Source organism: Virgibacillus ihumii (assembly GCF_902726655.1).
GTDB lineage: Bacteria > Bacillota > Bacilli > Bacillales > Amphibacillaceae > Lentibacillus > Lentibacillus ihumii.
In genome coordinates this window covers 2,497,485-2,521,909 of record NZ_CACVAN010000001.1, presented here as the reverse complement: position 1 = coordinate 2,521,909, position 24,425 = coordinate 2,497,485, and the positions used below count along the sequence as shown (strand labels likewise).

General features: G+C 43.0%; 21 protein-coding genes and 1 riboswitch. Of the genes, 14 read left to right on the top strand and 7 right to left on the bottom strand.

Translation table 11 applies throughout. The annotated features are described in order from the left end of the window. Positions 1-19: 19 nt before the first annotated feature. A complete protein-coding gene (locus HUX68_RS12130; RefSeq protein WP_174615082.1) occupies positions 20-445 on the bottom strand; it encodes an Rrf2 family transcriptional regulator in 426 nt (141 codons plus the stop codon). Positions 446-608: 163 nt separating this feature from the next. Then, complete coding sequence (locus HUX68_RS12125) at positions 609-1,670, bottom strand: NAD(P)/FAD-dependent oxidoreductase (protein ID WP_174615081.1); 1,062 nt, start codon at positions 1,668-1,670, stop codon at positions 609-611. A 151-nt stretch (positions 1,671-1,821) separates the two neighbouring features. Between HUX68_RS12125 and HUX68_RS12120 the strand changes: the two genes are divergently transcribed. Further along, entirely contained in the window at positions 1,822-2,466 is a 645-nt protein-coding gene (locus HUX68_RS12120; RefSeq protein WP_174615080.1) for a LytTR family DNA-binding domain-containing protein, read from the top strand. 131 nt (positions 2,467-2,597) lie between these two features. Continuing rightward, positions 2,598-4,115 carry a succinyl-CoA:acetate CoA-transferase ScpC gene (gene scpC, locus HUX68_RS12115; RefSeq protein WP_174615079.1) on the top strand — a complete coding sequence of 506 codons (1,518 nt, stop codon included), beginning with the start codon at positions 2,598-2,600 and terminating at the stop codon, positions 4,113-4,115. A 46-nt stretch (positions 4,116-4,161) separates the two neighbouring features. Here scpC and HUX68_RS12110 read toward each other — a convergent pair whose 3' ends face one another. Next, positions 4,162-4,620, bottom strand: a complete 459-nt coding sequence (locus tag HUX68_RS12110; RefSeq protein WP_174615078.1) for a DinB family protein — start codon at positions 4,618-4,620, stop codon at positions 4,162-4,164. 142 nt (positions 4,621-4,762) lie between these two features. Between HUX68_RS12110 and HUX68_RS12105 the strand changes: the two genes are divergently transcribed. Then, complete coding sequence (locus HUX68_RS12105) at positions 4,763-5,848, top strand: PfkB family carbohydrate kinase (RefSeq protein WP_174615077.1); 1,086 nt, start codon at positions 4,763-4,765, stop codon at positions 5,846-5,848. After that, complete coding sequence (locus tag HUX68_RS12100) at positions 5,845-6,753, top strand: pseudouridine-5'-phosphate glycosidase (RefSeq protein ID WP_174615076.1); 909 nt, start codon at positions 5,845-5,847, stop codon at positions 6,751-6,753. The genes HUX68_RS12105 and HUX68_RS12100 overlap by 4 nt, the downstream gene beginning before the upstream one ends. 326 nt (positions 6,754-7,079) lie before the next feature. Here the strand turns inward: HUX68_RS12100 and HUX68_RS12095 are convergent, their stop codons facing one another. Then, positions 7,080-8,075 carry an LLM class flavin-dependent oxidoreductase gene (locus HUX68_RS12095; RefSeq protein ID WP_174615075.1) on the bottom strand — a complete coding sequence of 332 codons (996 nt, stop codon included), beginning with the start codon at positions 8,073-8,075 and terminating at the stop codon, positions 7,080-7,082. A 189-nt stretch (positions 8,076-8,264) separates the two neighbouring features. On the opposite strand from HUX68_RS12095, the gene rlmN reads away from it, so the two are divergent. The 3 genes from rlmN to HUX68_RS12080 all read left to right on the top strand — a co-directional run bounded on the left by rlmN (position 8,265) and on the right by HUX68_RS12080 (position 11,862). Next, complete coding sequence (gene rlmN, locus HUX68_RS12090) at positions 8,265-9,332, top strand: dual-specificity RNA methyltransferase RlmN (protein ID WP_174615074.1); 1,068 nt, start codon at positions 8,265-8,267, stop codon at positions 9,330-9,332. Positions 9,333-10,129: 797 nt separating this feature from the next. Beyond that, positions 10,130-11,308, top strand: coding sequence for a ParM/StbA family protein (locus HUX68_RS12085; protein ID WP_174615073.1), 1,179 nt, complete (start codon positions 10,130-10,132; stop codon positions 11,306-11,308). Positions 11,309-11,319: 11 nt separating this feature from the next. Continuing rightward, on the top strand, positions 11,320-11,862 hold the full coding sequence (locus tag HUX68_RS12080) for a hypothetical protein (RefSeq protein WP_174615072.1): 543 nt from the start codon (positions 11,320-11,322) through the stop codon (positions 11,860-11,862). A gap of 107 nt (positions 11,863-11,969) precedes the next feature. On the opposite strand, the gene HUX68_RS12075 is transcribed toward HUX68_RS12080, so the two are convergent. Next, positions 11,970-13,385: a Na+/H+ antiporter NhaC family protein gene (locus HUX68_RS12075; RefSeq protein ID WP_174615071.1), complete on the bottom strand. Its 1,416-nt coding sequence runs from the start codon at positions 13,383-13,385 to the stop codon at positions 11,970-11,972. Positions 13,386-13,535: 150 nt separating this feature from the next. Here HUX68_RS12075 and HUX68_RS12070 point away from each other — a divergent pair, with 150 nt between their 5' ends. From HUX68_RS12070 to HUX68_RS12060, 3 genes are read left to right on the top strand one after another with little or no spacing between them, the layout of a single operon-like run. Further along, on the top strand, positions 13,536-14,495 hold the full coding sequence (locus HUX68_RS12070; RefSeq protein ID WP_174615070.1) for an AAA family ATPase: 960 nt from the start codon (positions 13,536-13,538) through the stop codon (positions 14,493-14,495). Further along, positions 14,492-15,700, top strand: coding sequence for a DUF58 domain-containing protein (locus tag HUX68_RS12065; RefSeq protein ID WP_174615069.1), 1,209 nt, complete (start codon positions 14,492-14,494; stop codon positions 15,698-15,700). Before HUX68_RS12070 ends, HUX68_RS12065 begins: the two co-directional genes overlap by 4 nt. Continuing rightward, complete coding sequence (locus HUX68_RS12060) at positions 15,697-16,887, top strand: hypothetical protein (protein ID WP_174615068.1); 1,191 nt, start codon at positions 15,697-15,699, stop codon at positions 16,885-16,887. Before HUX68_RS12065 ends, HUX68_RS12060 begins: the two co-directional genes overlap by 4 nt. Before the next feature lie 249 nt (positions 16,888-17,136). Here the strand turns inward: HUX68_RS12060 and HUX68_RS12055 are convergent, their stop codons facing one another. After that, complete coding sequence (locus tag HUX68_RS12055; RefSeq protein ID WP_174615067.1) at positions 17,137-18,783, bottom strand: BCCT family transporter; 1,647 nt, start codon at positions 18,781-18,783, stop codon at positions 17,137-17,139. A 264-nt stretch (positions 18,784-19,047) separates the two neighbouring features. On the opposite strand from HUX68_RS12055, the gene HUX68_RS12050 reads away from it, so the two are divergent. After that, positions 19,048-19,593, top strand: a complete 546-nt coding sequence (locus tag HUX68_RS12050) for a GbsR/MarR family transcriptional regulator (RefSeq protein ID WP_174615066.1) — start codon at positions 19,048-19,050, stop codon at positions 19,591-19,593. A gap of 314 nt (positions 19,594-19,907) precedes the next feature. On the opposite strand, the gene HUX68_RS12045 is transcribed toward HUX68_RS12050, so the two are convergent. Continuing rightward, positions 19,908-20,207, bottom strand: a complete 300-nt coding sequence (locus tag HUX68_RS12045) for a hypothetical protein (RefSeq protein ID WP_174615065.1) — start codon at positions 20,205-20,207, stop codon at positions 19,908-19,910. A 125-nt stretch (positions 20,208-20,332) separates the two neighbouring features. Further along, positions 20,333-20,525, top strand: a riboswitch (cobalamin riboswitch). A gap of 123 nt (positions 20,526-20,648) precedes the next feature. On the opposite strand from HUX68_RS12045, the gene HUX68_RS12040 reads away from it, so the two are divergent. The 3 genes from HUX68_RS12040 to HUX68_RS12030 are packed head-to-tail and all read left to right on the top strand — an operon-like array spanning position 20,649 to position 24,299. Next, complete coding sequence (locus tag HUX68_RS12040) at positions 20,649-22,844, top strand: ribonucleoside-diphosphate reductase subunit alpha (RefSeq protein WP_174615064.1); 2,196 nt, start codon at positions 20,649-20,651, stop codon at positions 22,842-22,844. Next, positions 22,841-23,275: a flavodoxin gene (locus HUX68_RS12035; protein WP_174615063.1), complete on the top strand. Its 435-nt coding sequence runs from the start codon at positions 22,841-22,843 to the stop codon at positions 23,273-23,275. The genes HUX68_RS12040 and HUX68_RS12035 overlap by 4 nt, the downstream gene beginning before the upstream one ends. Further along, positions 23,256-24,299, top strand: coding sequence for a ribonucleotide-diphosphate reductase subunit beta (locus HUX68_RS12030; protein WP_174615062.1), 1,044 nt, complete (start codon positions 23,256-23,258; stop codon positions 24,297-24,299). The genes HUX68_RS12035 and HUX68_RS12030 overlap by 20 nt, the downstream gene beginning before the upstream one ends. Positions 24,300-24,425: the final 126 nt, after the last annotated feature.

The following is a 24,425-nucleotide window of genomic DNA, read 5'->3' as shown; positions in this document are numbered from 1 at the left end:
GTGACAGTTGTCAACATAATCAATTAATAGAGCCCTTTTCAAAGAGATCTTCCATGACATCAGCCAATGTTTGATTCGCTAATTCATTTTCCATTGCCTGCTGTGCTGCAGCAAACTTTTTTTCAAGTGTATCCTGAATTCGACCCCCGACCAGACAATTTGGATTAGGATTTTCGTGAACAGCAAAAGATTGTCCGCTCTCATCGACTGCCTTATAAACATCCAGTAACGTGATTTCAGCAGGGTCTTTTGTAATGCCTACCCCCGGAATGCCTGCCTGTGAAGTTAATAATCCCGCTTTCTTCAGCATACCGCTGATGCGGCGGATGACTACCGCGTTTGTGTTCACACTGCTTGCAATAAATTCAGAAGTGAGGTAATCCCTTGATTGGCTGTATGTCAATGCCAGAATATGAACTGCAACAGCAAATCGACTGTTTTTCATTATTTTCACCACCGTTTGTAACCAGTATAGTTACATTTGTATTGGAAATCAACTGGAAGGGTTTTTGCATTTTAAATGTGGACGTGCAATATCACCAGGGCTCATCTCATTAAATAATAAAACAAGCACCCCATTAGTATGGAATGCCTGTATTAAATCACTTTTAATGTCGCTTGTTAAGCCATAACACACCTGATTTGGCCAGGCGTGGAAGATACCCCGTGACAGATCGGGTCATCATTTCGCCGAATCCTTCTGAGCTTCCCAGCGAACCGAGCGTTCCTTTTAATTTTATCTCTTTCGGATTATCCGGTTGTTTTCCGTTTAAAACAGCAGTAAGAATTGGCGCAATTCGCTCTCCTTGTTCACCAGCAAGCTGTCCGCTCGGTGAATGTTCGGATGAAGCACAATCTCCGACAACATAAATGTTAGGCGACTCAGGGATTTGGAAAAATTCATTGACAACTAGTTTTTCCTGTCTGTCTTTTTCAAATGGTAGTGAACTTGCAATATGGTTAGGCTTAACTCCGGCAGTCCAAACGGTTACATCGTTCATGTAACAGATGCCATTGTTGCAGACGCCATCTTGTTCCACATATTCCACGTTCGCATGGTGAACTACTTCTACATCTCTTTTCATAAACCAGTCTTCCACATAGTTTTGAATTTTTTTATCAAATGCTTTCAATACGGAAGCACCGCGGTCAAGAAGGCGGATGTTCAAATCCGGTCTGCTTTCCCTTATTTCAGAGGCTACTTCAATACCGCTCAGACCTGCACCTACGATCGTTGCTTTTCCATAGGCTTTCAGATTGCCGATGGCCATCCCGGCACGACGGGCGGCGCCAAATGTTTGAACGCTCTCCGTAAATTTGGATGCACCTTCAATTCCATGATAGTCATCTTCACAGCCGAGCCCGATGACGAGATAGTCGAATGGTACCGGCTCGCTTCGATCGTGGAAAATGATCTGTTGATTTTCGACTTCAATTTCATTAATTTCAGCATAAATATAGCTGACTTTTTCATGTTCTGGAAACGCCATGCGGACATCTTTATCAGCAGATGTTCCGGCAGCAATTGTGTAAAATTCTGTTTTTATTGAATGGTACGGGTTGCGGTCGATGACGGTGATATGAACATCCTCAGGGAGGTTTTGTTCAATGAGTGATACTACAATTCGAAGGCCGCCATAGCCACCGCCTAAGATGACAAGATTTTTCATAGTAAAAACCCCTTATGTACATATAAATGCTCTCACTGTTAAGATTACCAAAAGTTACACCAGAAGACTAGGAAAAGCTTGGAATTGTTGTTTTTTGTCGGATAATGGTAAATTATAGACGGGTTAAAAATGGAGAAAGGAACTGATTGAAATGGAAAAATTAACGTTAGGATCGCTGCTGGACGTGATTGGGGAATTGTTTTCCGATGAAATTTCAATTGCCGTTTCTAATACGAACGAATATATATATTACCGTCCCAGCAAACGGGTAGATTTAAAAATCAGAAGGGGTGATCCTGTCAAAGACGGAACGATTGCCCATAAAGCGTTGCAAACCGAACAAAAGGTGTCTGAGTTTATTAACCGTGATGTGTTTGGTGTGCCCTATCATGGAATGGCTGTTCCATTTCATTATGATGGCGCGCTGCAGGGCTGTGTAACAGCAATTTATCCGGCGTTAACGGAAGGGAAGTCGGTCGTAACGGTAAAAACTGAGGACGGATGGAAACCAATTCCATTTGATGAGGTGAAATATCTGGAAGTCAAAGAAAGAAAAACACATGTATATGCAGCGGAATATATTGGAACCAATAAAAAGGCTCTTCAGGATTTTGAATACATGCTGCCGAAGGAGTACTTCATTCGTTGTCATCGGTCTTTTATCGTTAATGTGAATCATATTGCGGATATTTTTCCTGACACCCATTCCACGTTTTTGCTGTCGATGAATAATGGTGCACAGATTCCTGTCAGCCAGTCCTATTCAAGTTATTTTCGGAAATTGCTCGGATTTTGATGCAAAAATGCTGCTTTAAACATAAATATCCACCTTTCGTAACTCGGATTTTCTATTCACGTCCTAAAAATCCTGCAGCTAAACTTTTTACGATACAATTATTTGTAAAGTTATGAAAGAGGGATGTCATTATGAGTACTACTGCTTATGACCGTATCAGAGCCCCTCATCTGCAGGATCGGGTTGTAACAGCCAAAGAAGCGGCTTCCTGGATTACAGATGGAATGACATTGGGCATGAGCGGATTTACACGTGCAGGAGATGTGAAAGCGGTGCCAACAGCGCTTGTTAACCGAGCTGAAACGGAATCCTTTAAAGTGAATGTATTTACAGGAGCCTCAATGGGTTGTGATATTGATAAATTGTTTGCCGAAGCAGGGATAGTCAATAAGCGATTGCCGTTTCAGGCAGATCCGTCCATGCGAAAAAAAATTAATCAAGGTGAGCACTTATTCGTCGATCATCATTTATCACATACTTCGGAGCTTGTTCGCAGTAATGTACTGGAAACGATTGATTTCGCCATTTTGGAAGCGATTACTATCTCAGAGGACGGTTTAGTAATCCCATCCACCTCAATTGGCAATTCACTTGTTTTTGCTGAACATGCGGAAAACGTAATCATCGAAATCAATCTGGCACAATCGGAATTGCTGGAAGGAATCCATGATCTGTACAGTCCGGGCAAACAGGGTGAGCGGAATCCTATTTCGCTGACTAAGCCGGATGACCGTATTGGCACAGAAGGAATCGCCGTGGCTCCTGAAAAGATTAAGGGGATAGTGTTCACTAATCAGGAGGACTCACCATCAACGATTGTAAAACCGGATGAGGAAACGAAAATCATGGCTGATCATTTACTTGCTTTTCTGCGTGATGAGGTAAAATCCGGAAGACTTACGGAACGTCTTGCGCCTATTCAATCTGGAATCGGTTCTGTAGCAAATGCAGTATTGCATGGTATGGTCGACTCGGAGTTCGAGCACCTTGATGTCTATTCCGAAGTGCTGCAGGATGCGGTGTTTGACCTGATTGATGCAGGGAAAGTGGATTTTGCATCATGCTGTTCGATTACGTTGTCTGATGAAAAAATGAAAACGGTTTTTTCCAATTTTGAAAAGTATAAGGACAAATTGATTATGCGGCCGCAGGAAATTACCAATCACCCGGAAGTTATCCGCCGTCTTGGACTCATTTCCATTAATACGGCACTGGAGTTTGATATTTATGGAAATGTTAATTCCACCCATGTGTCAGGAACCAAAATGATGAACGGAATTGGCGGATCAGGTGATTTCGCTCGGAATGCGAGACTGGCTGTGTTTGTGACCAAATCGATTGCCAAAAACGGGGATGTTTCGAGTATTGTACCGTTTGTGCCGCACGTCGATCATACGGAGCATGACGTGGACATCGTTGTAACCGAACAGGGGTATGCGGATTTGCGCGGGTTGGCGCCGCGTGAACGAGTACCTTTGATCATCGAAAATTGTGCGCATCCATCGTACCGCAAGCAGCTTTGGGACTATTACCAGGAAGCACTGGAACGCGGCGGTCAGACACCGCACGTACTGGAAAAAGCATTATCCTGGCATACTAACTTCAAAGAAAATGGTACCATGCGCGAATTAGTCGCAGAAGAAATGTAATAGAAGAAAAACCCACGTTCCTATGGAGCGTGGGTTTTTAAACTTATTACTGGTTTTTAATGACTTTTTCCATGGAATGAATCCGACCCAGATGGTTTGCTTCATGGAAAGCCGCCATAACAGCCAACTCTCCAACAGTCTCATTCCCAAGTACAGGTTCCGGTAATTTTTCACCGAATTGCTTCGCGGGAATGGCATTAAGCCGTTCAAGTTGCTCTTTCAATTGCGTTTCTAATTTTTCCACCGACGGCACATTATCCGACCAGTCAGCAGGTTTTGACCCTGGTCCAAATAAATCCTTATAGTTGGCCGGAATGTTATCAGTATTTTCCGGAAAGCCAAACATAAATTGTTCGGTTACTGTTAGAATGTGACCGAGCTGCCAGTGGATTGAGTTGTTGAAACCAATCGGCTGGACATCAAGATTTTTTGGATCCAAGTCGCTGATTTTTTTCAAAAGCATATTTCTTGTTGTGTTGAACTGCGTGTACATTAATTCACTCATCGTAATTCCTCCCTTTCTGTCTATCACACTAATTCCTTTCCTATGACAAGTTAAAACATCTTGACCAGGGCAAAATAAAGTCATATAATATAAACAAAAGTTTTAATGGTAAACAAAAGTTTAAAAAGAGGAGGTGGGTTGTGTGAATGAACGGGAAAAAAAGCTGCTGACGTTAATCAGGAAAAATCCGTACGTCTCTCAGCAGGAACTTGCTGATATGCTGCAGATGTCGCGTCCGTCTATTGCAAATCTCATATCTGGTCTTGTTAAACAAGGATATATTCGTGGTAAAGCATATATTTTAAATGACAGCAAACCTGTTGTTTGTATTGGTGGAGCAAATGTCGACCGGAAATTTTTTGTGAAAGATAAGTTGCAGATGGGGACCTCCAATCCAATCCGCGTGAATCAGACAGTCGGTGGTGTTGCACGCAATATTGCGGAGAACTTTGGCCGGCTTGGAATGGATACAACTTTGCTTACAGCTGCCGGCAGGGATGCTGAGTGGGAATTAATCGAAGAGGCATCATCTCCGTTTATGACACTTGATGATGTGATTCATTTTTCTGATCAAAACAGCGGGTCTTATACAGCCATTTTGGATAAGCATGGTGAGTTGGCAGTCGGGTTTGCCGACATGGATATTTTTGACCGGATGGATCCGGAGTGGCTGCAAAACTGTGCTCCAATAATAAATCAGGCTAAATGTATAGTGGCTGATTTGAATTGTTCGAAAGACACGTTGCATTTATTGGCTCAGCTGACGAATGCGCAGGATATTCCGCTTGTACTTGTAACCGTATCGGCTCCCAAAATGCAAAATATGCCGGATTATTTGGAAGGACTGACATGGGTTATAACCAACGTCGCTGAATCGGAAGCATATTTTAACTGCGGGTTGACAAAGGAAGAGGCAGTTCAGAAATGGCTTAACGCCGGTGTGGAAAATGTTGTGGTCACAGAAGGAAGTGATGGGGCGGCCGTCGGCAATCATGCGGTTGGTGTTCACCTTGTCCCGGCACTGAAGATCGATGAAGTAGCGGATGTAACTGGTGCCGGAGATGCGTTTTCAGCGGCGGTAACGTATACATGGATGGAAGGTGAGGATATCTTAAGTGCAGTAAAGGCCGGAATAGTCAATGCGAGCAGAACGTTGCAATCCTCATATACGGTTAGGCAGGATTTATCAGCAAAAAAATTACGAGAAGATATGGAGGAAATGATATGAGGGAATATTTATCGTTATCTGAAGAAGTTATGGAAGCCAAGGAACATGGGAAGCCGGTTGTTGCATTGGAGTCAACCATCATTTCGCATGGGATGCCGTATCCGCAAAATGTACAAACTGCACGGGAAGTCGAACAGATTATTCGTGACCGTGGTGCAGTTCCGGCGACTATTGCAATCCTTGACGGAAAAATAAAGATTGGTTTGAGTGATGAGGAACTGGATGATTTTGGCAAAAGTGAAGGAGTGGCAAAAGCATCAAGGCGTGATTTGCCATATCTGTTGGCGACCGGACAAAAAGGCGCAACAACAGTTGCTGCAACAATGATTTGTGCTGAGCTTGCCAGTATCCGTATTTTTGTAACAGGAGGAATTGGCGGGGTGCATCGCGGTGCTGAAACATCGATGGACATTTCTGCTGATCTGGAGGAATTGGCTAAGACGAATGTTGCGGTTGTCTGTGCTGGTGCTAAATCGATTCTGGACCTTGGCCTGACAATGGAATATCTTGAGACAAAAGGTGTACCCGTTATAGGCTACCAGACGAATGTTCTGCCGGCTTTTTACACACGAACAAGTGATTTACCAGTGAATTTCAGGGCAGATGATCCCGACACAGTTGCCCGGACATTGGCAGCAAAGTGGGATTTGCATCTTAACGGTGGAGCGGTGATTGCCAATCCAATTCCGGAAGAACACGCAATGGACGAGCGGGAAATTTCGGCCATTATTGGTACGGCGTTGCAAGAGGCAGCAGACAATAATGTCTCAGGCAAAGAAGTAACACCTTTTCTCCTTGCCAAAGTTAAAGAGCTGACCAACGGCAAAAGCTTAGATGCCAACATAGCATTGGTCAAGCACAATGCTGAGGTTGGAGCGGATATTGCTGTAAAACTTGGTAGATAAGCGGCTGAAGTGCGGGCTTTCTGTCCCACCATACGCTGTATAATTCGCAAAAGCCGCTGTATTTTTAGCGGAACCCGCTGTACAAGGACTGATCTGCGCTGTACTTTGTGTTTATCCCGCTGTATTTTGAACCAAACCCGCCGTACCAAACGGAACTTTGCTTAATACAGATAGCGGGGCAGATGCAAGATCGAATTGCTAATCCCTTGATCTCATACCAAAAAGCCACCCCATAGTTTGATTAACAACTTATAGGGTGGTTTTCTTACTGCATAGGTGCAACTGAAGGCTTGGCGATAAGACAAGTTTTCCAATGTTAATACGCTTTATTCCATTAACTCACTGACAATCTCGTACGACCGTTTACGCGCTTCATGATCATAGATTTGTGCGTTTACTATTAATTCATCTGCCTGTGTTTCCTCAATGAATTTTTCCAAACCGGCTTTAACTGTTTCCTTGCTGCCGACAATGGTCGCGCTTGATTCAATTGATTTTGCGACGGCTGCCTTTTCCATTTCAGACCAGACACTGTCAATGTTTTCAATCGGTGGCTGCAGTTTGGTCGGCTGACCTCGGCGGATACTTAAAAATTGCTGCTGTTGTGAAGTTGCAAGATACTTGGCTTCTTCATCCGTATCAGCGGCTATAATATTGACACCAAGCATGGCATACGGCTTTTCCATTTTGTCGGATGGTTTAAAGTTATCGCGGTACAAGTTCACTGCAGGGATGGTGTAATCCGGGGCAAAGTGACTTGCAAATGAAAACTGCAGTCCGAGTTCTGCGGAAAGTTGCGCGCTGAATCCACTTGAACCAAGCAGCCAGATTGGAATATCCAGTCCTTCCCCGGGAACTGAGCGGACCCCGGCTGTTCCTGCAAAATAGTTCTGTAGTTCTTCAACCTGCATTGGAAAATCCTCGACACGCTGATTTAACGTACGGCGCAAAGCGTATGCTGTAGCCTGATCACTCCCTGGTGCACGTCCAAGTCCGAGGTCAATGCGTCCCGGATAGAGACTTTCCAGAGTACCAAACTGCTCGGCAATTACAAGCGAGGCGTGGTTTGGCAGCATAATTCCTCCTGATCCTACGCGGATATGATCGGTGACTCCAGCGAGATGCCCGATAAATACGGATGTTGCTGAGCTGGCAATTCCCGGCATATTATGATGCTCAGCTACCCAATACCTGTTAAATCCAAATTTTTCTGCAGCCTGTATTAAATCAGCACTGTTCTTAAAGGATTCAACGGGTGTGCTTCCTTCCAAAACAGGAGCCAGATCGAGTACAGACAATGGTATATTTTGAAATGTTTTCATGAAAATTCACTCCTTATGAAGAAATGATACGTGCTTTCAAATGGATGTTCCAATTTTTTGCCTGAAGGGAAAATATAATGTCGTACTATCTCCATATCACATATTAACTCTTTCATTTGCCACATTGCGACTCATCCATTAATATAGTACAATATAAGAATTGTAACGTTTGAAATGAGGGTAAGCACTATGAGTAAACCATCCATTTATGGAATGACATATGAAAAGTTGACTGACTGGCTTTTGGACTATGGTCAACGCCGCTTCCGGGTTGATCAGGTTTGGAACTGGTTGTATAAAAAGCGAGTGGCATCATTTGCTGATATGAAAAATGTCAACAAAGAGACAATTGAACTACTGGAAGAAAATTTTGTTCTGCATACACTTGGTGAAGAAATTAAGCAGGAGTCATCTGATGGTACGATTAAATATTTATTCAGATTGGCAGATGATAATGTAATTGAAACGGTATTGATGCGGTTTAATTATGGCCTTTCGGTTTGTGTGACAACACAAGTTGGCTGTAATATCGGATGTTCTTTTTGTGCAAGCGGCCTTTTGAAAAAAAGCCGTGATTTATCCGGTGGAGAGATTGTTGAACAGATTATGAGTGTTCAGAAGCACCTGGATGAAAAAGGAGAAGGGGACCGTGTCAGTCATATTGTAGTGATGGGTATCGGTGAGCCTTTCGATAACTTTAACAACTTAATGGACTTTATCAATGTGGTGAACGATGATAAAGGACTTTGCATAGGTGCCCGGCACATTACCGTGTCAACAAGTGGACTTGCCCATAAGATTTATGAGTGGGCGGACACTGGTACACAGGTTAACCTGGCAATATCGCTGCACGCGCCAAACAATGAACTCAGAACACAGATTATGAAAATAAATCGGGCATTTCCGATTGAAAAATTAATGGCTTCGGTTGATTATTATCTGGAAAAAGTGAACCGTCGGATAACGTATGAATATATCATGCTGAAAGATGTGAACGATCATAAGTCGGAGGCACGGCAATTAGCCAAATTGCTTCAGGATAAGCGACATCTGAGTTATGTGAATCTGATCCCATATAATTCGGTAGATGAGCATAACCAGTACCAACGAAGCGATTCTGCTTCAATTCAGGCGTTTTACGAAACACTGAAGGAAAACGGTATAAATTGCGGCGTCCGCTGGGAGAATGGTGCAGATATTGATGCTGCATGCGGACAGCTTAGAAGTAAGCAGATAAAAAAGAAGAATGCAGTATAAGAAAAAAGGCGCCTGATGATCGGGCGCTTTTTTAGCAGTTAAGAAAGTATAAAATCCTTTCTTACTGCATAAGTGCAACTAAGGCTGTCACCCAAAGGCTTGGTGACAACCAAGTTTTCTAATGTAGATAGGAAAGTATAAATCTTTCCTATCTACATGTTTGTCACTACAAATTTTGTCGAATTCCAACGTTCTATCATAACGTTGGAAGGTATAAGGTAAGGATTTCTTTATAAGACAAACTTCGACACTCGCTATAGGAGGAGATAAATGCCGAAGTTTTTCTAATGTTGTCAGCGGCCCAAATTTTGAAGTTATTTATAGTTATGTGACCAATTATGCGGTTCGATGCAAAATATCGCATTCCTATGAAGAAAGACTGCTATAAAGCCTTCTGTCGTTGTTCTTCAGCAAATTTTTTAATAATTATTCCACTTTATCTTTGATCTATTATATATGGAAACTTTTTATATCCCCTTCATTTTTAAAATTCTCGTCAATTACTCATCCAGTTTTCTTAAAGTTTTAATTAAAAATAATTGCACTATTTTTATTCAAATAGTAAATCATGCTCCAAAACATTTGTACACAATTATGTTTTCTTGCACACATATATGTTTACAAATGTACACAAAACTGTTTTCTTGTATACAAAAAAGTACGCATACTGTTTTAATAGCGTTTACGTTAATGTATACAAGTTTACAAAAAAGAATGCGCTTAAAGTCTGATTGCAATTTTGTATACAATCTATTATTCTGAGATAGAGATTATATTTTTGAGAGGAGAATTATGATATGGCAAAATCAAGAATCGCTGCAGTTGATGTTGGAAATGATGCATTAAAAGCGAACTTTGGAAAAATGGAAAACAGTGTTTATATACCAAATGTAATTGCAAGAGACATTGAAGATCGCCCGGTAATCGGGATAGAAGACCTGGACGAGAAAGAACCATTAGACAATCTACATATCAGGGTTCATTCCCCTGCCCTGGAAGAAAATAATGCAATCTACCGTGTCGGGAATCTCGCCACAAAAACGAATAACTCTACAGAACTTGATCCGGGAAGCAGCAAATCAGAATCAGATCAGACGCTGATTATGTTATTTGCATCCATTGCATTAGATGCAGTCAGTGGAGAAACATTCAAAGCTGGGAAGAATGATGTGATTGATGCAAATTACACATTGGGAACTGGACTTCCACTCAGAGAAGTTAAAGAAGGAAAAGATGTCGGATACCGTTCACAATTACTCGGGTCTGTTCATCAGGTTGAGTTTTTGGTAACACCAAAACACCAAGGTAAAAAGGTCAACATTAAATTTGATGAAGTGAAAGTTTATCCGGAAGGCTTTGGTGCATATGTCAATTTAATTATGGACAATGAACTGAACGTAATTAATAAGGATCTGATTGATAAGCAAATTTTGATTCAGGATATTGGCGGCCTTTCCACAGATATTGCCGTAATCCGTAACCGTAATGTCGATGATGATAAGGCACAAGGCTTTCATTTGGGTGTCGCTGAATCATTGGAGGAGATTCGTGAAGAAATACGTTCCAAACATGGAGTTGAACTGGATAGCAGGCGCGATGTAGTCGATATCATAACCAGAAAAAATGATCGTCACCATATCATGGTAAAAGGAAGTCGGACAAACGTACACGATATTACTGATCGGATTTTGCTGGAACTTGCCAAGAAAGAATACAGATATCTTCGCAATGTATGGCAAAAGAATTCCCAATCGGAAATCTGCTATTTTGTCGGTGGTGGATCAGCAGTTCTTAAAGATTATATAAAGGCTCTTAATAATAAACTTGATGGCTTCAATATCGACTTTTTTGAAGATGAAAATGAAAGCATCTGGATGATGGCGAATGCGTATTATAAGCTAATTACACAGCTTATCGGGCAAAGTGCCCCTCAAGAGGAGACGAAGGGGAAAACAGCAGCATCAAAGGAGAAATAGGGTGATGTGGTATGCGTGAAGCGAAAAAGAGTATTGAACGGGGGCAGTCAATAACCTTTCGTGTCCCGTCAGATACACCTGATTACCTGTTAAAGCAATTGCAGAAGTTGAAGGAGACGGAGCGACGCAATTTTTCCAGTGAAATAGCCAAATTTGTGTTGCGCGGTGTGAATGAAACTTACACGAAAAAGAAGGAAACACTGACTGTTCCTCTTCCGAAACAACTGACAAAAGAGCAAAAAAGCTGGCTGAAACATGAACATTCCGAAGCGATGATTGGAACCATTTTATATCAGCTGCTCCAGGATCCAATCCGTGCCACTTCGCTGCTGGCATCTTTTAGCAGTGATTCTCCGGTAATGGATATGCCTTCACTTGACCAATTTGATGACCAGACTGAAACTGCAGCAGCCGTGGAAGAAAGCAGCAGTTCGATGAATCTGGATGATGTCAATCTGGATAATATGGAGGATATACACGTAAAGGATGAAGAAGAGCCGGAACAGGAAGAAGAGAATCCGCTCAGCGATTTTTTCTCCAGAATGAATAAATAAAAAAGGAAGTCCATTGTGGGCTTCCTTTTTTATTGAGTAATGAAAAGAATCGATTTTAATGTAAGATACCAATCGTTGATTCACGTCTGGATAAAGCGGCTTTCCTTCTACATAAGAAAGAAACCGGCTGCGAGATAGCCAGCGATTGATATACCTGCACCAATCGCGCAAATTTTCAACTTATAGCGTGCATATTCGACAAGCGGCATTTCCAAAATGGATGCGGTAGTGATGGTCGTATCGCCAAGCGGGGAAGTCATTGCCCCAAATGAGCCACTGGCAAATACCGCTCCGACCGTCATTGCAACGGATGCATCCGCGGAGACTGCCAAAGCAATGCCGAGTGGCATAATCAGGCCCCATGTACCAAAGGATGAACCGATGAAATAGCTTACAGTAGCCCCAATTGCAAAAATGATAGCTGGTATGGTAAAGTCCGGCAAAAATGATCCGAGTGTTGAGCTGATAAATTTGGAAAAACCCAGATCCTCAGCGACAAGTGACAACGACCAAACGAGAACAAGCAGAATAATTGCCTGCATTAGCTGATTCCCTCCATCGAAAAAGTGAAAAATCAGCTCGTCCAGCGGCTGCCGCCGAATGACATAAAAAACAAATGTGATAATAAGGGTAATGAAAATCGCCAGCAGCATGACAAAGGTGGCATCTGCCTGCGAAAAGGCTTCAAAGACTGTATTTGCCCCATTGGATATGCCATCCTCCCAAAGCAGATAGAGGGTTAAAACAAGAATCAGGAACAGTGGCACAATCAGGTTCCATGGCTGCGCTTTTACCATGGACAATTCTTTTTTGATTCCTTTTCGGTGCAAGTCCTGCTTTTCCTTCCCCTTGTCCTCTTTCTTCTTTTTGTCCTTTTCGGAGGAAGACTTGAATGTCCAAATTAACCCGATAATCAGCATCGCAATGGCGTAGAAATTAAATGGGATACTGAGTAAAAATACCTGATATGGATCCAGGTCAAGATTATATTTTTGGATACCCCCGGAAATAAGTGAAATCATGAAGCCGACAAATGCAGTTGCTACAGGCAGAAGAACAATAACAGAACCGGTTGAGATGTCCATGGTGAAACCGACTTTTTGTTTGCTCAGCTTCATTTTTTCCATCAGTGATTTCATAACGGGGCCAATCATCATGATGCGGAACATCGGCATCATGAACGTAAATGGCAGTGTCAGCCATATCAAGCCGAGCAGTCCGCGCTGTGACTCAATCCGTTCACCGATCCACTCCGAGAAACCTTTTATTCCGCCCGATATACGCATCATTCCAATAAGTCCACCGAACAAATAGAGAAAACCAATAATTTTTATATTATCAGCGTTTGATAACGTCGAAACAATGTATTCAACCGATTGCTGCGATCCGCCCAGTATACGGAAATTTACGAGAAATGCTCCGACAAGCAGCCCCAGTACAAGCCCGGGCAATATTTTTTTTAGCCAGATCGACAGTCCGATCACAATGATAAAGGGAATTAATGACATCCATGCCTGCTCCATTTTTCCCGCCTCCTTCCACTGTTAACTTTTCCAAAATGAGCTGTTTCATGCGGAATAACGAGTGGATTTTTATGAGGATGGGATATAAGAAAAAAGTTTGATAATGGTCATTTATTACGCTATATTGGAAATTATAAGACAATTTATAAAATGGGGGTCGTCAGTTTGCATAAAGAGATAGAACGATTAAAAAAGAGTATCGGAAAAGTTCTTTTAGGGAAGGAGAAAACAGCTGAACTGGTGATGATCGGGTTACTCTGCCGCGGACATGTGCTTTTGGAGGATGTGCCCGGAACCGGTAAAACGATGTTGGCGAAAAGTATGGCGAAATCGATCAGTGGAAAGTTTAAGCGGATTCAGTTTACACCGGATGTCCTGCCAAGTGATGTAACGGGGATACAGTTTTTCAATCCAAAGGAACAAAGCTTTGAATTGCGCCCTGGGCCTGTTATGACAAACATTTTACTGGCTGATGAAATAAACCGTGCCACACCAAGAACCCAGTCCAGTTTACTTGAGGTGATGGAAGAACAGCAAGTGACGATTGAGGGAGAAACGCTGTCAATTGAGCCGCCATTTATTGTGCTGGCAACGCAGAACCCTATTGAATCTCAAGGTACTTTTCCGCTCCCCGAAGCACAGATGGATCGCTTTCTGATGCAAATTCGAGTCGGATATCCTACGCGCGATCAGGAAAAAGAGATGATGCACCGGTACCGGAATCAGGAACCGATTAATGCACTGGAAGAGATTTTTTCACTTGAGGAAATCATAAATTTGCAGAAACAGGTGAAGGAAGTGGAGATTTCAGATGTGGTGGAAGATTATCTGCTGTCAATTGTGCGGGGGACAAGGAAATCGGAGTTGACCGATACCGGCGTTAGTCCGCGTGGAACACTTGCTTTTATGCGGGCAGTCCAGGCAAAGGCGTTTGTACAAGGCAGGAATTATGTCATTCCGGAAGATGTAAAAGAAATGGCGCCCATTGTGCTTGCCCATCGCCTCGTCCTTTCACTTGAGGGGGAAATGAGCAAAACAAAACCGCAAGTACTGGAAATGCTGCTTGATGAAGTCGAAGTTCCGGTGGAATCAGGGGCGGTCCAGCAATGAATTGGCACCGGACCATAAACGTTTTATTTGCAATGCAACTCTTAACTGCTGCAGCTGTATTATTTTTTATTTCACTGTACCAGCAAAAGCCGATGCTCGTGTTGCTGGCATTTCTGATAGTGCTTGTCATTGCACTTCCGCATTTGTATTTGAAAAGAATTTCAAACACCATCCATTTGGCAAACCCCGAGCAACAGGTGAAATTGTTTAGCGGACAGGAAGATGGCATGCACATTACCCTTGAGAACCGCAGCAGACTGCCGATTTTCAGCGGGAAATTGCTGTTCAGTATTCAGGATAATATCATGTTTGTAAATTTAAAGCAGGAAGGACAAACGAAAAAAAGAAGTCATTTTTCTCTCCGTTTTAATCTTGCCGGTAAGCAAAAGGCGGATTTTAAGTTCCAGGCAAGCGGACTGAAAAGGGGTGTTGGCCGTGTGAGCGGCATTAACATGACGATTCGTGATCTGCTTGGGGTTGGAACGCTGCAAATGGGATATGATTCATTTTTTCACTCGGAGGTTATTGTGTTTCCTGAATTAAGAGCTGTTGGAGGACTTCATCAGCTGAAAAAATTTGAACAAGGTGTACAGCCGATGCAATTTTCATTGTTTGAGGATGTAACAGCTTCAATTGGCAGCAGGGGCTATGCACCCGGGGATCCTTTTAATAGGATCCATTGGAAGGCGAGTGCTAAATCAACTCAGCTCCAGACAAAACAATTCGAGAAAACGACTGGCATGGAATGGATGTTTGTGCTTAATTTGAGCAGAGATAGGATAGATCTTGCTAATAAATCGGACGACCTTGAAAGAAACATCAGTTCCATTGCGTACATGTGCAAATACGCCACTGCCAGAGGGATTCCCTATGGCATTTTTACAAATATCAAAGTACGCGGACAGGATTTTATTATGCAACTGAAGCCGGGTGAAGGCAGGAACCAGCTTTCCAGGGCCCTTGAGTTGTTGGCGCGAATTAACTTTAACAGTATAACGGTCAAACAGGAAATGTTGTTTGCCTATGTGGACAGGGTGATGTTCCGGCCGCCGGTTGTTATTTTATTTAATTGTGGCAGGCAGGAACAGGAATTGCGTTATTATCAGAAATGGGAAAAGAGAGGTGCAGCATTATTTGAAGTGGAACATAAGGCTGATGCCTCCTATATTGTAAAAGCCTCCAGGAAAAGGGAGGCAATTTCATGAGAATCACAAAACGCTTGCTTGACTTCCTGTATGAATGTTTTTTTCTATTTACCCTTATGGAAATTCTGTACATTATTGCACATGGACATGCTCCTGTATTGCCGCTAATACTTGTTACGGTTCTGAATGCCGTGTTCTTTTTACCTTTTCAGCGGAAAAAAACGGTTTCCGTACCAATGTTTTTTGTCCTGATTATAGGAAGTCTGCTGCTGGGTTTCTTCACATGCCTGAACGCGTATGCCTCCGTGCTTTGGACAGCACTGGTTGTCTGGCGTGCTTTTGTTCATTTTGTAAAGGTGGATATTGAGCATGAAAATCAGCATGCTTTATTTATTGTGTCGTTGGTGCTTTGTTTAATTGTTTATTTTCCGATGACAAACGGAAATAATGAAATTCTGCTCATGCTGCCGTTTATCCAATTTGTATTTTTAATCACACTTAAGGTTCTTGACATGGTGGGAAGTCAGCTGAATTCCAGCAGCCGCAGCTATATGCTGTGGGGAATTGGAACGATCGGAACGGCGGTTGTCATTTCATATCTTGGCATTTATTTATTTCCAGCGGTTAAAACAGTTCTGATGAGTTTGTTTGCCGGAATTGGTGCTGTGATGGGTTTGCTAATCTATCCAGTTCAATGGTTTTTGAAGCTGCTGATTGATGAGGATGAGGAGCTTTTGGAACGGGACGAGTCTAAAGACAAACATTCCAAGAATCAGGAAAATCAGGATCAGTTGCAGAACCAGACGGATGATCCATCATTGTTTTCGGACGAACTGATTGTACTGGCAGTTGTGGTTCTTGTTCTAGTTGGCCTGGGCATTTATTTTTACAAGCGAAAAATCAGTATTGAGATGGAGGCAGCCGGTTCCAATCAGATTTTCAAGCAGACATCAAGCAGTGGGGTTATACGCCGGTTTCAACGAAGTCGTCCTCCTAAAAGTGCTATTCGCAAAAAGATGTATCAACTCCAGAAGACACTTGCCAAAAAGGGCTATCCGCGTTATCAGCATGAATCCATTGAGGAGTGGTTTGACAGACTTGATTTTAACGTTGCGGCGCTTAATGCTGTTAGCACCGGGTATCGGAAGACGCGATATGGCGACCAGGAACTGACCGCTTCGGAAAGGAAGAAATATGAAAAAGGAATGAAACAGCTGACCGAGGAAGCTAAATCCCGTAACAAATAAAAACCATGAGGCTGGGACAAAAAGGTTTTATCAAAAGAAAAAACGAATGAAAGTTGGTGGGCTCAGCCGCTCCGGAAATATACTTCGCTTTCCGCGGGCGGCTGTTGAGCCCTCCTCGTGCTTACGCACTGCGGGGTCTCATCTAGGCCTGTCCTCCCGCAGGAGTCTACGCATATTTCCTCCGCTAATCCCTAAAATTGTTCGTTTTTATGAATTACATTTTTGATTTGTCCCAGCCCCATGAATTATCTAGTCCTCAATATTCTTATCCTGCATTGCCTCAAGTGCTGAGCGTTTTCGCTTTGTTTCTTTACGACGGCGTATTCGCTCCAGAATCTCACGGCGATTGATATGAATGGTTGGCGGTTCATAATCTTTTGATTCCCTGATGTCACTGTTGGATGCCTTCATAAAGGACCATGCGAGTAGTCCCATGATAAAAATAACAGGGAATCCAGCGACAATACTGGCTGTCTGCAATGTTTCCAGGTCACCGACAAACATCAGTACAAGCGGCAATAGGCATAATGTGAACGCCCAAAAAAGCCGGTTCCAGCGAAGTGGTTCATTCCTTACCTCTTTCTGCACGACCGCCGCTAGAATGTAGGAAGATGAATCAAAGGTCGTTGCCAGGAAGATAATTGCCAGTACAGTAAACAAAGCAACCATGACATTAGCCATTGGCAGCTGATGCAATATAGCAATAATCGCTGCCGGTGCACCATTCTCATTCATAAAACCGATCACATCAAAGCTTCCGGTAAGTTGTAAATACAAGCCGAAATTCCCCATAATACCGAAAAACAGAATACAGCCAATTGTTCCATATATCATTGTTCCCAGAACCATTTCACGAATCGTCCGGCCCCGGGAAATCCGGGCAACGAATAACCCGACAAATGGTGCATAAACAACCCACCATGCCCAGTAAAAGATCGTCCACGCTTCCGGAAATCCGGTTTCATGAAATCCGCTTAGATTCGCGAATGGTTCCAGCCATGTGGCCATTTTGAAAAAGTTATCCATAATCAGCCCGATACTTGTAAAAGTTGTTTCACTGATAAACAATGTCGGACCGAATACAAAGATAAACAGGAGTACAAAAATAGCAAGCCACAGGTTGATGTCACTGAGAATTTTAATGCCGCGTCGGATGCCAGAGTAGGCGCTGACAGCAAAGATAGCAGTACATACCAGCATAATGACAGCCTTCATGCCAAGCGTTACCGGAATACCGGTAATGTCATTCACCCCTTGGGCAATCATCGGTGTTCCCAGTGCAAGTGTTGTACCTGCACCGCCCATGAGTCCGAACATAAACAGAACGTCTACAATAACGCCAACCGGACCATCAACGAGTCTGCCCAACACTGGTCTGGACGCCTCACTTATTTTTAAAACCGGTTTTTTGCGGACGTAATAAAAATAGGCAATAGGTAATGCCGGCAAGGTGTAAATCGCCCAGGCAATTGGCCCCCAGTGGAAGATTCCGTAGCTGGACGCCCATTCCACAGCTTGTTTCGAACCAGCCTCGATTCCGAACGGAGGTCCCTGATAGTAGTAAGCCCACTCGATCATCCCCCAATAAAGAATACTTGAACCGATCCCCGCGGCAAACAGCATAGCAGCCCATGAAAAGGTTCCAAATTCTTTCTCGTCTTCTGCATCGCCAAGTTTTACCTGTCCATTTTTACTGAATGCAACGAAAATAAGGAATGCAAATGCTGCAAGGCCGGTCAACAGATATAAAACCCCAAAATGCCCAGTCATAAAATCGTTTGCCATATTAACGAATTCTTTACCTGCATCAGGATACATAATCAGTGGAATAGTAACGAGGAGCAGCAGACACAGGGCTCCTATAAATGTAGGCCAATCGATTAATTTGGTATTCATGCGCTTTCAGTCCTTTCTTGTAGTTAGTATTTCGTGAAGTATAGAACTCATGCATAGTTCCATTTGGAAACAGTTATTTTTTAATGGTAATGGCTAATGTGCAGTTTGTGAAATTTATAAACTTTATATTTTACGAGGGTTAGAGGTAAGTTGCTTGGATTTTCTCTTGATTTCTTTCGGTATCGATAAATTTTGTCATTTTGTGTTTTATTATCCATGTGATATATTTCCGGTAGTATAGTTGTAAAAGGGTGGTGGTATCAATTGGCTAATAAAGAAGGAAAATTAGATGAAATAAAAGACCAGTTTATTGAAAAAATTGCGGATAACATGCATTCGTTTGGTGTTGCTACAAGTGTCGGGCGTGTGCTTGGCATTATTTATATGCATGGAGCTCCGATGACGCTGGACGAACTTTCTGCGGAGACGGGGATGAGCAAGACAAGAATGAGTCAGGTTGTCCGGGAAATGATGGAATTGAATATTGCTGAAAAGGTTTTTAAAAAAGGCGTTCGTAAAGACTTATATCAGGTTGAACAGGATTATTTCCAGACATTCATATCGCTATTTACATCAAATTGGCAAAAAGCAATCAGTAAAAGCAGGAATTTTGAAAACAGACTGTACCGACAGCTTGATAATCTGCAGCAAAAAGATAAGTTGACAGATGAGGATGAAGCAGCAGTTAATGAAATATTGGAAGAGATTCATGAATGGACTTCTTATTATGATTGGATTCGCCGTTTAACTGAATTTTTTGAGAGCGGAGAGATTTTTAAGCATGTACCAAGGACGGTTGAAAAGGAGTAGGCTGAAATTATGAGGGGTAATCCGAAAAAAAGCATATCAGTCGCAAAATCGCGCATATCCGGAGAAAAACCGCGCATATCACAGGCAGAAACGAGCATATCCGGGTTAAAATCGCGCATATATTTTTGAAAGCAAAGCTCTCAGCGACAAACTGTGCATATATTTATGAAAGTAGCAAAAACGCTCAGAATGATTCTGGGCGTTTTAATTGATCAAAGCCCCATAGACTCCGGCAATAATCAGTAAAGCAGCAAATCCGATCAAAATGTATAAAACAAAACGAATTCCCCGCGGCAATTGATTTACCGACGTTTCTAAAGATACGGATTTCCTTCAATCTTGTTCATATGGTCAATCGCGTCATTAAATGGCTCGTCATATGGTGGTTCTATATAATCCTCACTTGTATATGTTGCAGGTTCTTCCTGCACATAGGCATGTTCACGGGTGGTTTCGCCGGGCGGCTGTTCTTTTCCATAGGAGTTGACATTTCCGTCAAAAATATCACTTGCCGGGGTGTAGTTTGTTCCATCGGATGATTTTTTCCCCTTGAATCGATTAACAAGAGCAGTAATCGGCACAGCCAAAATCAGCAGGGTGATGACGATTTCCATCTGATAGCACGCCTTTCTGTGAACTGTCCTGTATTTATTTTATCATATTTCTGTTGCAGGAAATAGTTTCTTATGATAGTGTTGCAGTACAATATATTGTAAGTTTTTTAACTATAACAACTATATCTAGTGTTTTGAGTTAAGGTGACACACGTTGTCTGAAAAGGGAATCCGGTGAAAATCTGGAGCTGTCCCCGCAACTGTATGTGTGGACGAACGGGAAATCCACTGTATCACAAGCTTTACGGCGATGATACGGGAAGGACCCAAGTAGGCAGAAACACAAGCCAGGAGACCTGCCATAACTCGGTTAGTTTCGATTCCTCGGGGTAAGAGAAGGTGAAACGATAGAGTACATATATGTGGCTTTCTATCGTTTTTTGCCGTTCATCCAGGGCACCGGGATGAACGGTTTTTTAATGTGAAAAGGAGGATAATTGAATGATAACAAAGCAGATGAATTATACTTCACAATTAATTGAACAGGCAACAGAAGGTCTGAATGTGGATAAGAAGGCATTTCTGGAGAAGTCATCCCGAGAAAATTCGCATGAAAGCCTGATAAAATTTGCTTTGGAACAGATGGATGAAGCAGCTCCGGACTGGACTTTTACGGCAAGCAGGATCTACCTTGATCAACTATATAAAGAAGCAGCAGCCAACCGGGGGAATGATGTCGGTTACGGGGATTTTCATTATTTACTGGAAACTCTGACTGAGAAAGGAATCTACACTGACCAGTTACTGCAAATATACACGAAAGATGAGATTGAGATTTTGGCTGAACAAATCAAGCCGAAGCGGGATAATCTATTTAACTATTTGGGACTTTATACGTTGGCAACAAGGTACTTGGCACGCGACCACGATAAAAAAATATACGAGCTGCCCCAGGAACGGTGGATGGTCATCGCGATGCACCTTATGCAGAATGAGGATCCCATCCGGCGTATGGAATTTGTGACCGAAGCGTATTGGGCATTGAGCAATTTGTACATGACAGTGGCAACACCGACCCTTACGAATGCCGGTAAGACACATGGGCAGCTATCCAGCTGTTTCATTGATACAGTCGATGACAGCTTACAGTCCATTTACGACAGTAACACGGATATCGCCAAGCTTTCGAAAAATGGCGGTGGAATTGGTGTATATATGGGAAAAATCCGCAGCCGCGGCAGTTCGATTAAAGGTTTTAAAAATATGTCCAGCGGGGTCGTACCATGGATCAAGCAGTTGAATAATACGGCGGTAAATGTTGATCAGCTTGGCACACGAAAAGGTGCAATTGCCATTTACCTTGATGTGTGGCATCAGGATATTGAGGCGTTCCTTGATTTGAAGCTGAATAATGGGGATGACCGCATGCGTGCGCACGATATTTTTACAGGAGTATGTTTGCCCGACTATTTCATGGAACAGGTGGAAAAGCGGGGAGACTGGTATTTGTTTGACCCGCATGAGGTAAGGCAGGTAATGGGCTATTCCCTCGAAGATTTTTTTGACGAGGAATCAGGAGCGGGAAGTTTTCGCGAACGGTATCTGGAATGTGCCGCATCGCCGTTGTTAACAAAACGAACAGTACCTGCGATTGACATTATGAAGCGGATTATGAAATCACAGCTTGAATCCGGGACGCCGTTCATGTTTTACCGTGATGAAGTTAACCGGCACAATGCGAACCCGCATAAAGGTATGATTTATTGCTCTAATCTGTGCACTGAAATCACACAAAACCAGTCACCGACTGAGTTTTTGGAGGAATATGTGGAGGCAGAGGATACGATTGTACAAAAATATAAGTCCGGAGATTATGTTGTCTGCAACTTGAGTTCCATTAATTTGGGACGTGCGGTGCCGGATGATGTGCTGGAGCGGCTTATTCCAATCCAGGTCCGTATGCTGGATAATGTGATTGACATTAATACATTGCCGATTAAGCAAACGCGCTTAACTAATCGGAAATATCGGGCAATAGGGCTTGGCACATTCGGTTGGCATCATTTGCTTGCCAAGAAAGATGTGCATTGGGAAACAGATGAAGCGGTATCGTATGCTGATCAACTTTACGAAAAAATAGCGTATTTGGCGGTTCGGGAAAGTATGGAACTGAGTAAGGAAAAGGGAAGCTATCCGGCTTTTGCGGGAAGTAAATGGGCATCCGGCCGTTATTTTTCTGATAAAAATTACACCGGTGAAGCGTGGGATGCACTAAAAGCAGAAGTTGCCGAACATGGTATCCGAAATGGTTACCTGATGGCTGTTGCACCTAATTCATCAACGTCGATGATTGCCGGATCGACTGCCAGCATTGATCCTGTTTTTAAGCCATTTTATTTTGAAGAAAAAAAAGACTTTAAAATAGCTGCTGCAGCACCGGAACTTGACCATCAGACATACGATATTTACCGGAAATCAGCTTATATACTTGATCAGCGCTGGTCAATCCGCCAGAATGCTGCACGGCAGAAGCACATTGATCAAAGCATATCGTTTAATTTTTATGTGCCAAATACAATCAAGGCATCGGTACTGCTTGATTTACATCTTTTGGCCTGGAAAGAAGGGCTGAAGACGACGTATTATGTCCGGTCCACTGCCAATGATATCGAAGAATGTGTGTGGTGTGAAAGTTGAGAAGTGTGATTGCATATTTATCGTACAGTGGAAACACGAAGGAAGTGGCGGAGCTGATAGAGGAGCACTTGCTGCGGGATGGCATGGCAGTTGATTTACACCGGATTGGCCTTGATCCGCCGATAGATGCTTCCCGCTATGACTGTATTTTTGTCGGAACGTTTACATGGGACAAGGGATCGACCCCGGATGAAGTGAAGGATTTTGTTCTGGAGGTTGGTTATAAACCTGACCGTATCGCAGTGTTTGGCACCGGAGACACACAATTTGGCGGGGACGAGCTGTTTTGCCGTGCAGTCGATAAGCTGGCTTTCTTTTATGGGAGCAGCTGGCCGGGGCTGAAAATCGAGCAATCACCACGTGGCTCACAGGAACAACGTGTGGAAAATTGGATCGAAGGAGTGTTACATGATGTCAAAAGCCTTGCTTGAAAAAGCGAAGACATTGGAGCCGTTAAATCCGAATAAATCAACAGCATTGTTTGGCGGAGAGTCAAGCGGAATTCTGAACTGGAATAATATTGCTTATCCGCATTGGTATAAATTATATAAGCGGCTGATCGGTAATTACTGGCAAGCTGATGAAATCAACATGTCAGCCGACGTGAAGCAATTTTCCGATCTGACGGAGAGTGAACGTGACGCTTACTTGAAAGTGATTGGCTTACTGTCGACGTTGGATGCACCACAAACCAGGACGGCGCTCTTAATCTCTCTGTACGCGACAGATCCGTCCGTGCAGTCGATCATGGCAGTCATCGCGCAGCAGGAAGCGGTGCATAATGAAAGCTATTCGTATGTGCTGTCATCGGTCGTATCATTGGATGAGCAAAATATGGCGTTCGAGCTTGGGCGACAGGATTCAGTGCTGCTGAAGCGGAATGAGCGGCTGACACAACAGTACAACGCTTTTGTGGAGAATCCGTCCATTGAAAACCTGCTGAAAACATTGGTCTATACTGCACTGTTGGAGGGGATGTTTTTTTATTCCGGGTTTGCATTTTTTTACAACCTTGCCCGGCAAAATAAAATGGTCGGTACGTCGACAATGATCAGCTATATCAACCGGGATGAGCTGGAGCATGGGCGCTTTATTTCCGAGCTGTTTCGAGCTGTTTTGGCAGAAAATCCGGAACTGAATAATGCTGATTTTTGCGAATGGGTTTACGGGCAGTTTCGCCAATCGGTCGAACTGGAGGTGGAATGGTCGAATTACGTTCTGGCGGATGTTGACGGTATTGATTCGGATGAAATGACAGGATACGTCAAATACCGGGCGAATAAGATGCTGCGGATGATGGGGCTGGATGAAGTTTATCCTGATTTCACCGACAACCCGATGAAGTGGATTCGCGCATATGTCGATAATTTTGACGGAACAAAAACCGACTTTTTCGAACAAAAATCTCGCCAGTACACAAAAACGAGCGATTTGAATGGATTTGACGATTTGTAGAAAACTCGGGAGGCGAGGCATCTTTTTCGACAAGCCTCATCTCCCGAATTTTGTTGAAATGCTGAGGTTCACTTTTAAAACAATATAAAATCGCTCAGAAAAATTGACATGCGAATCAGGTCGAAT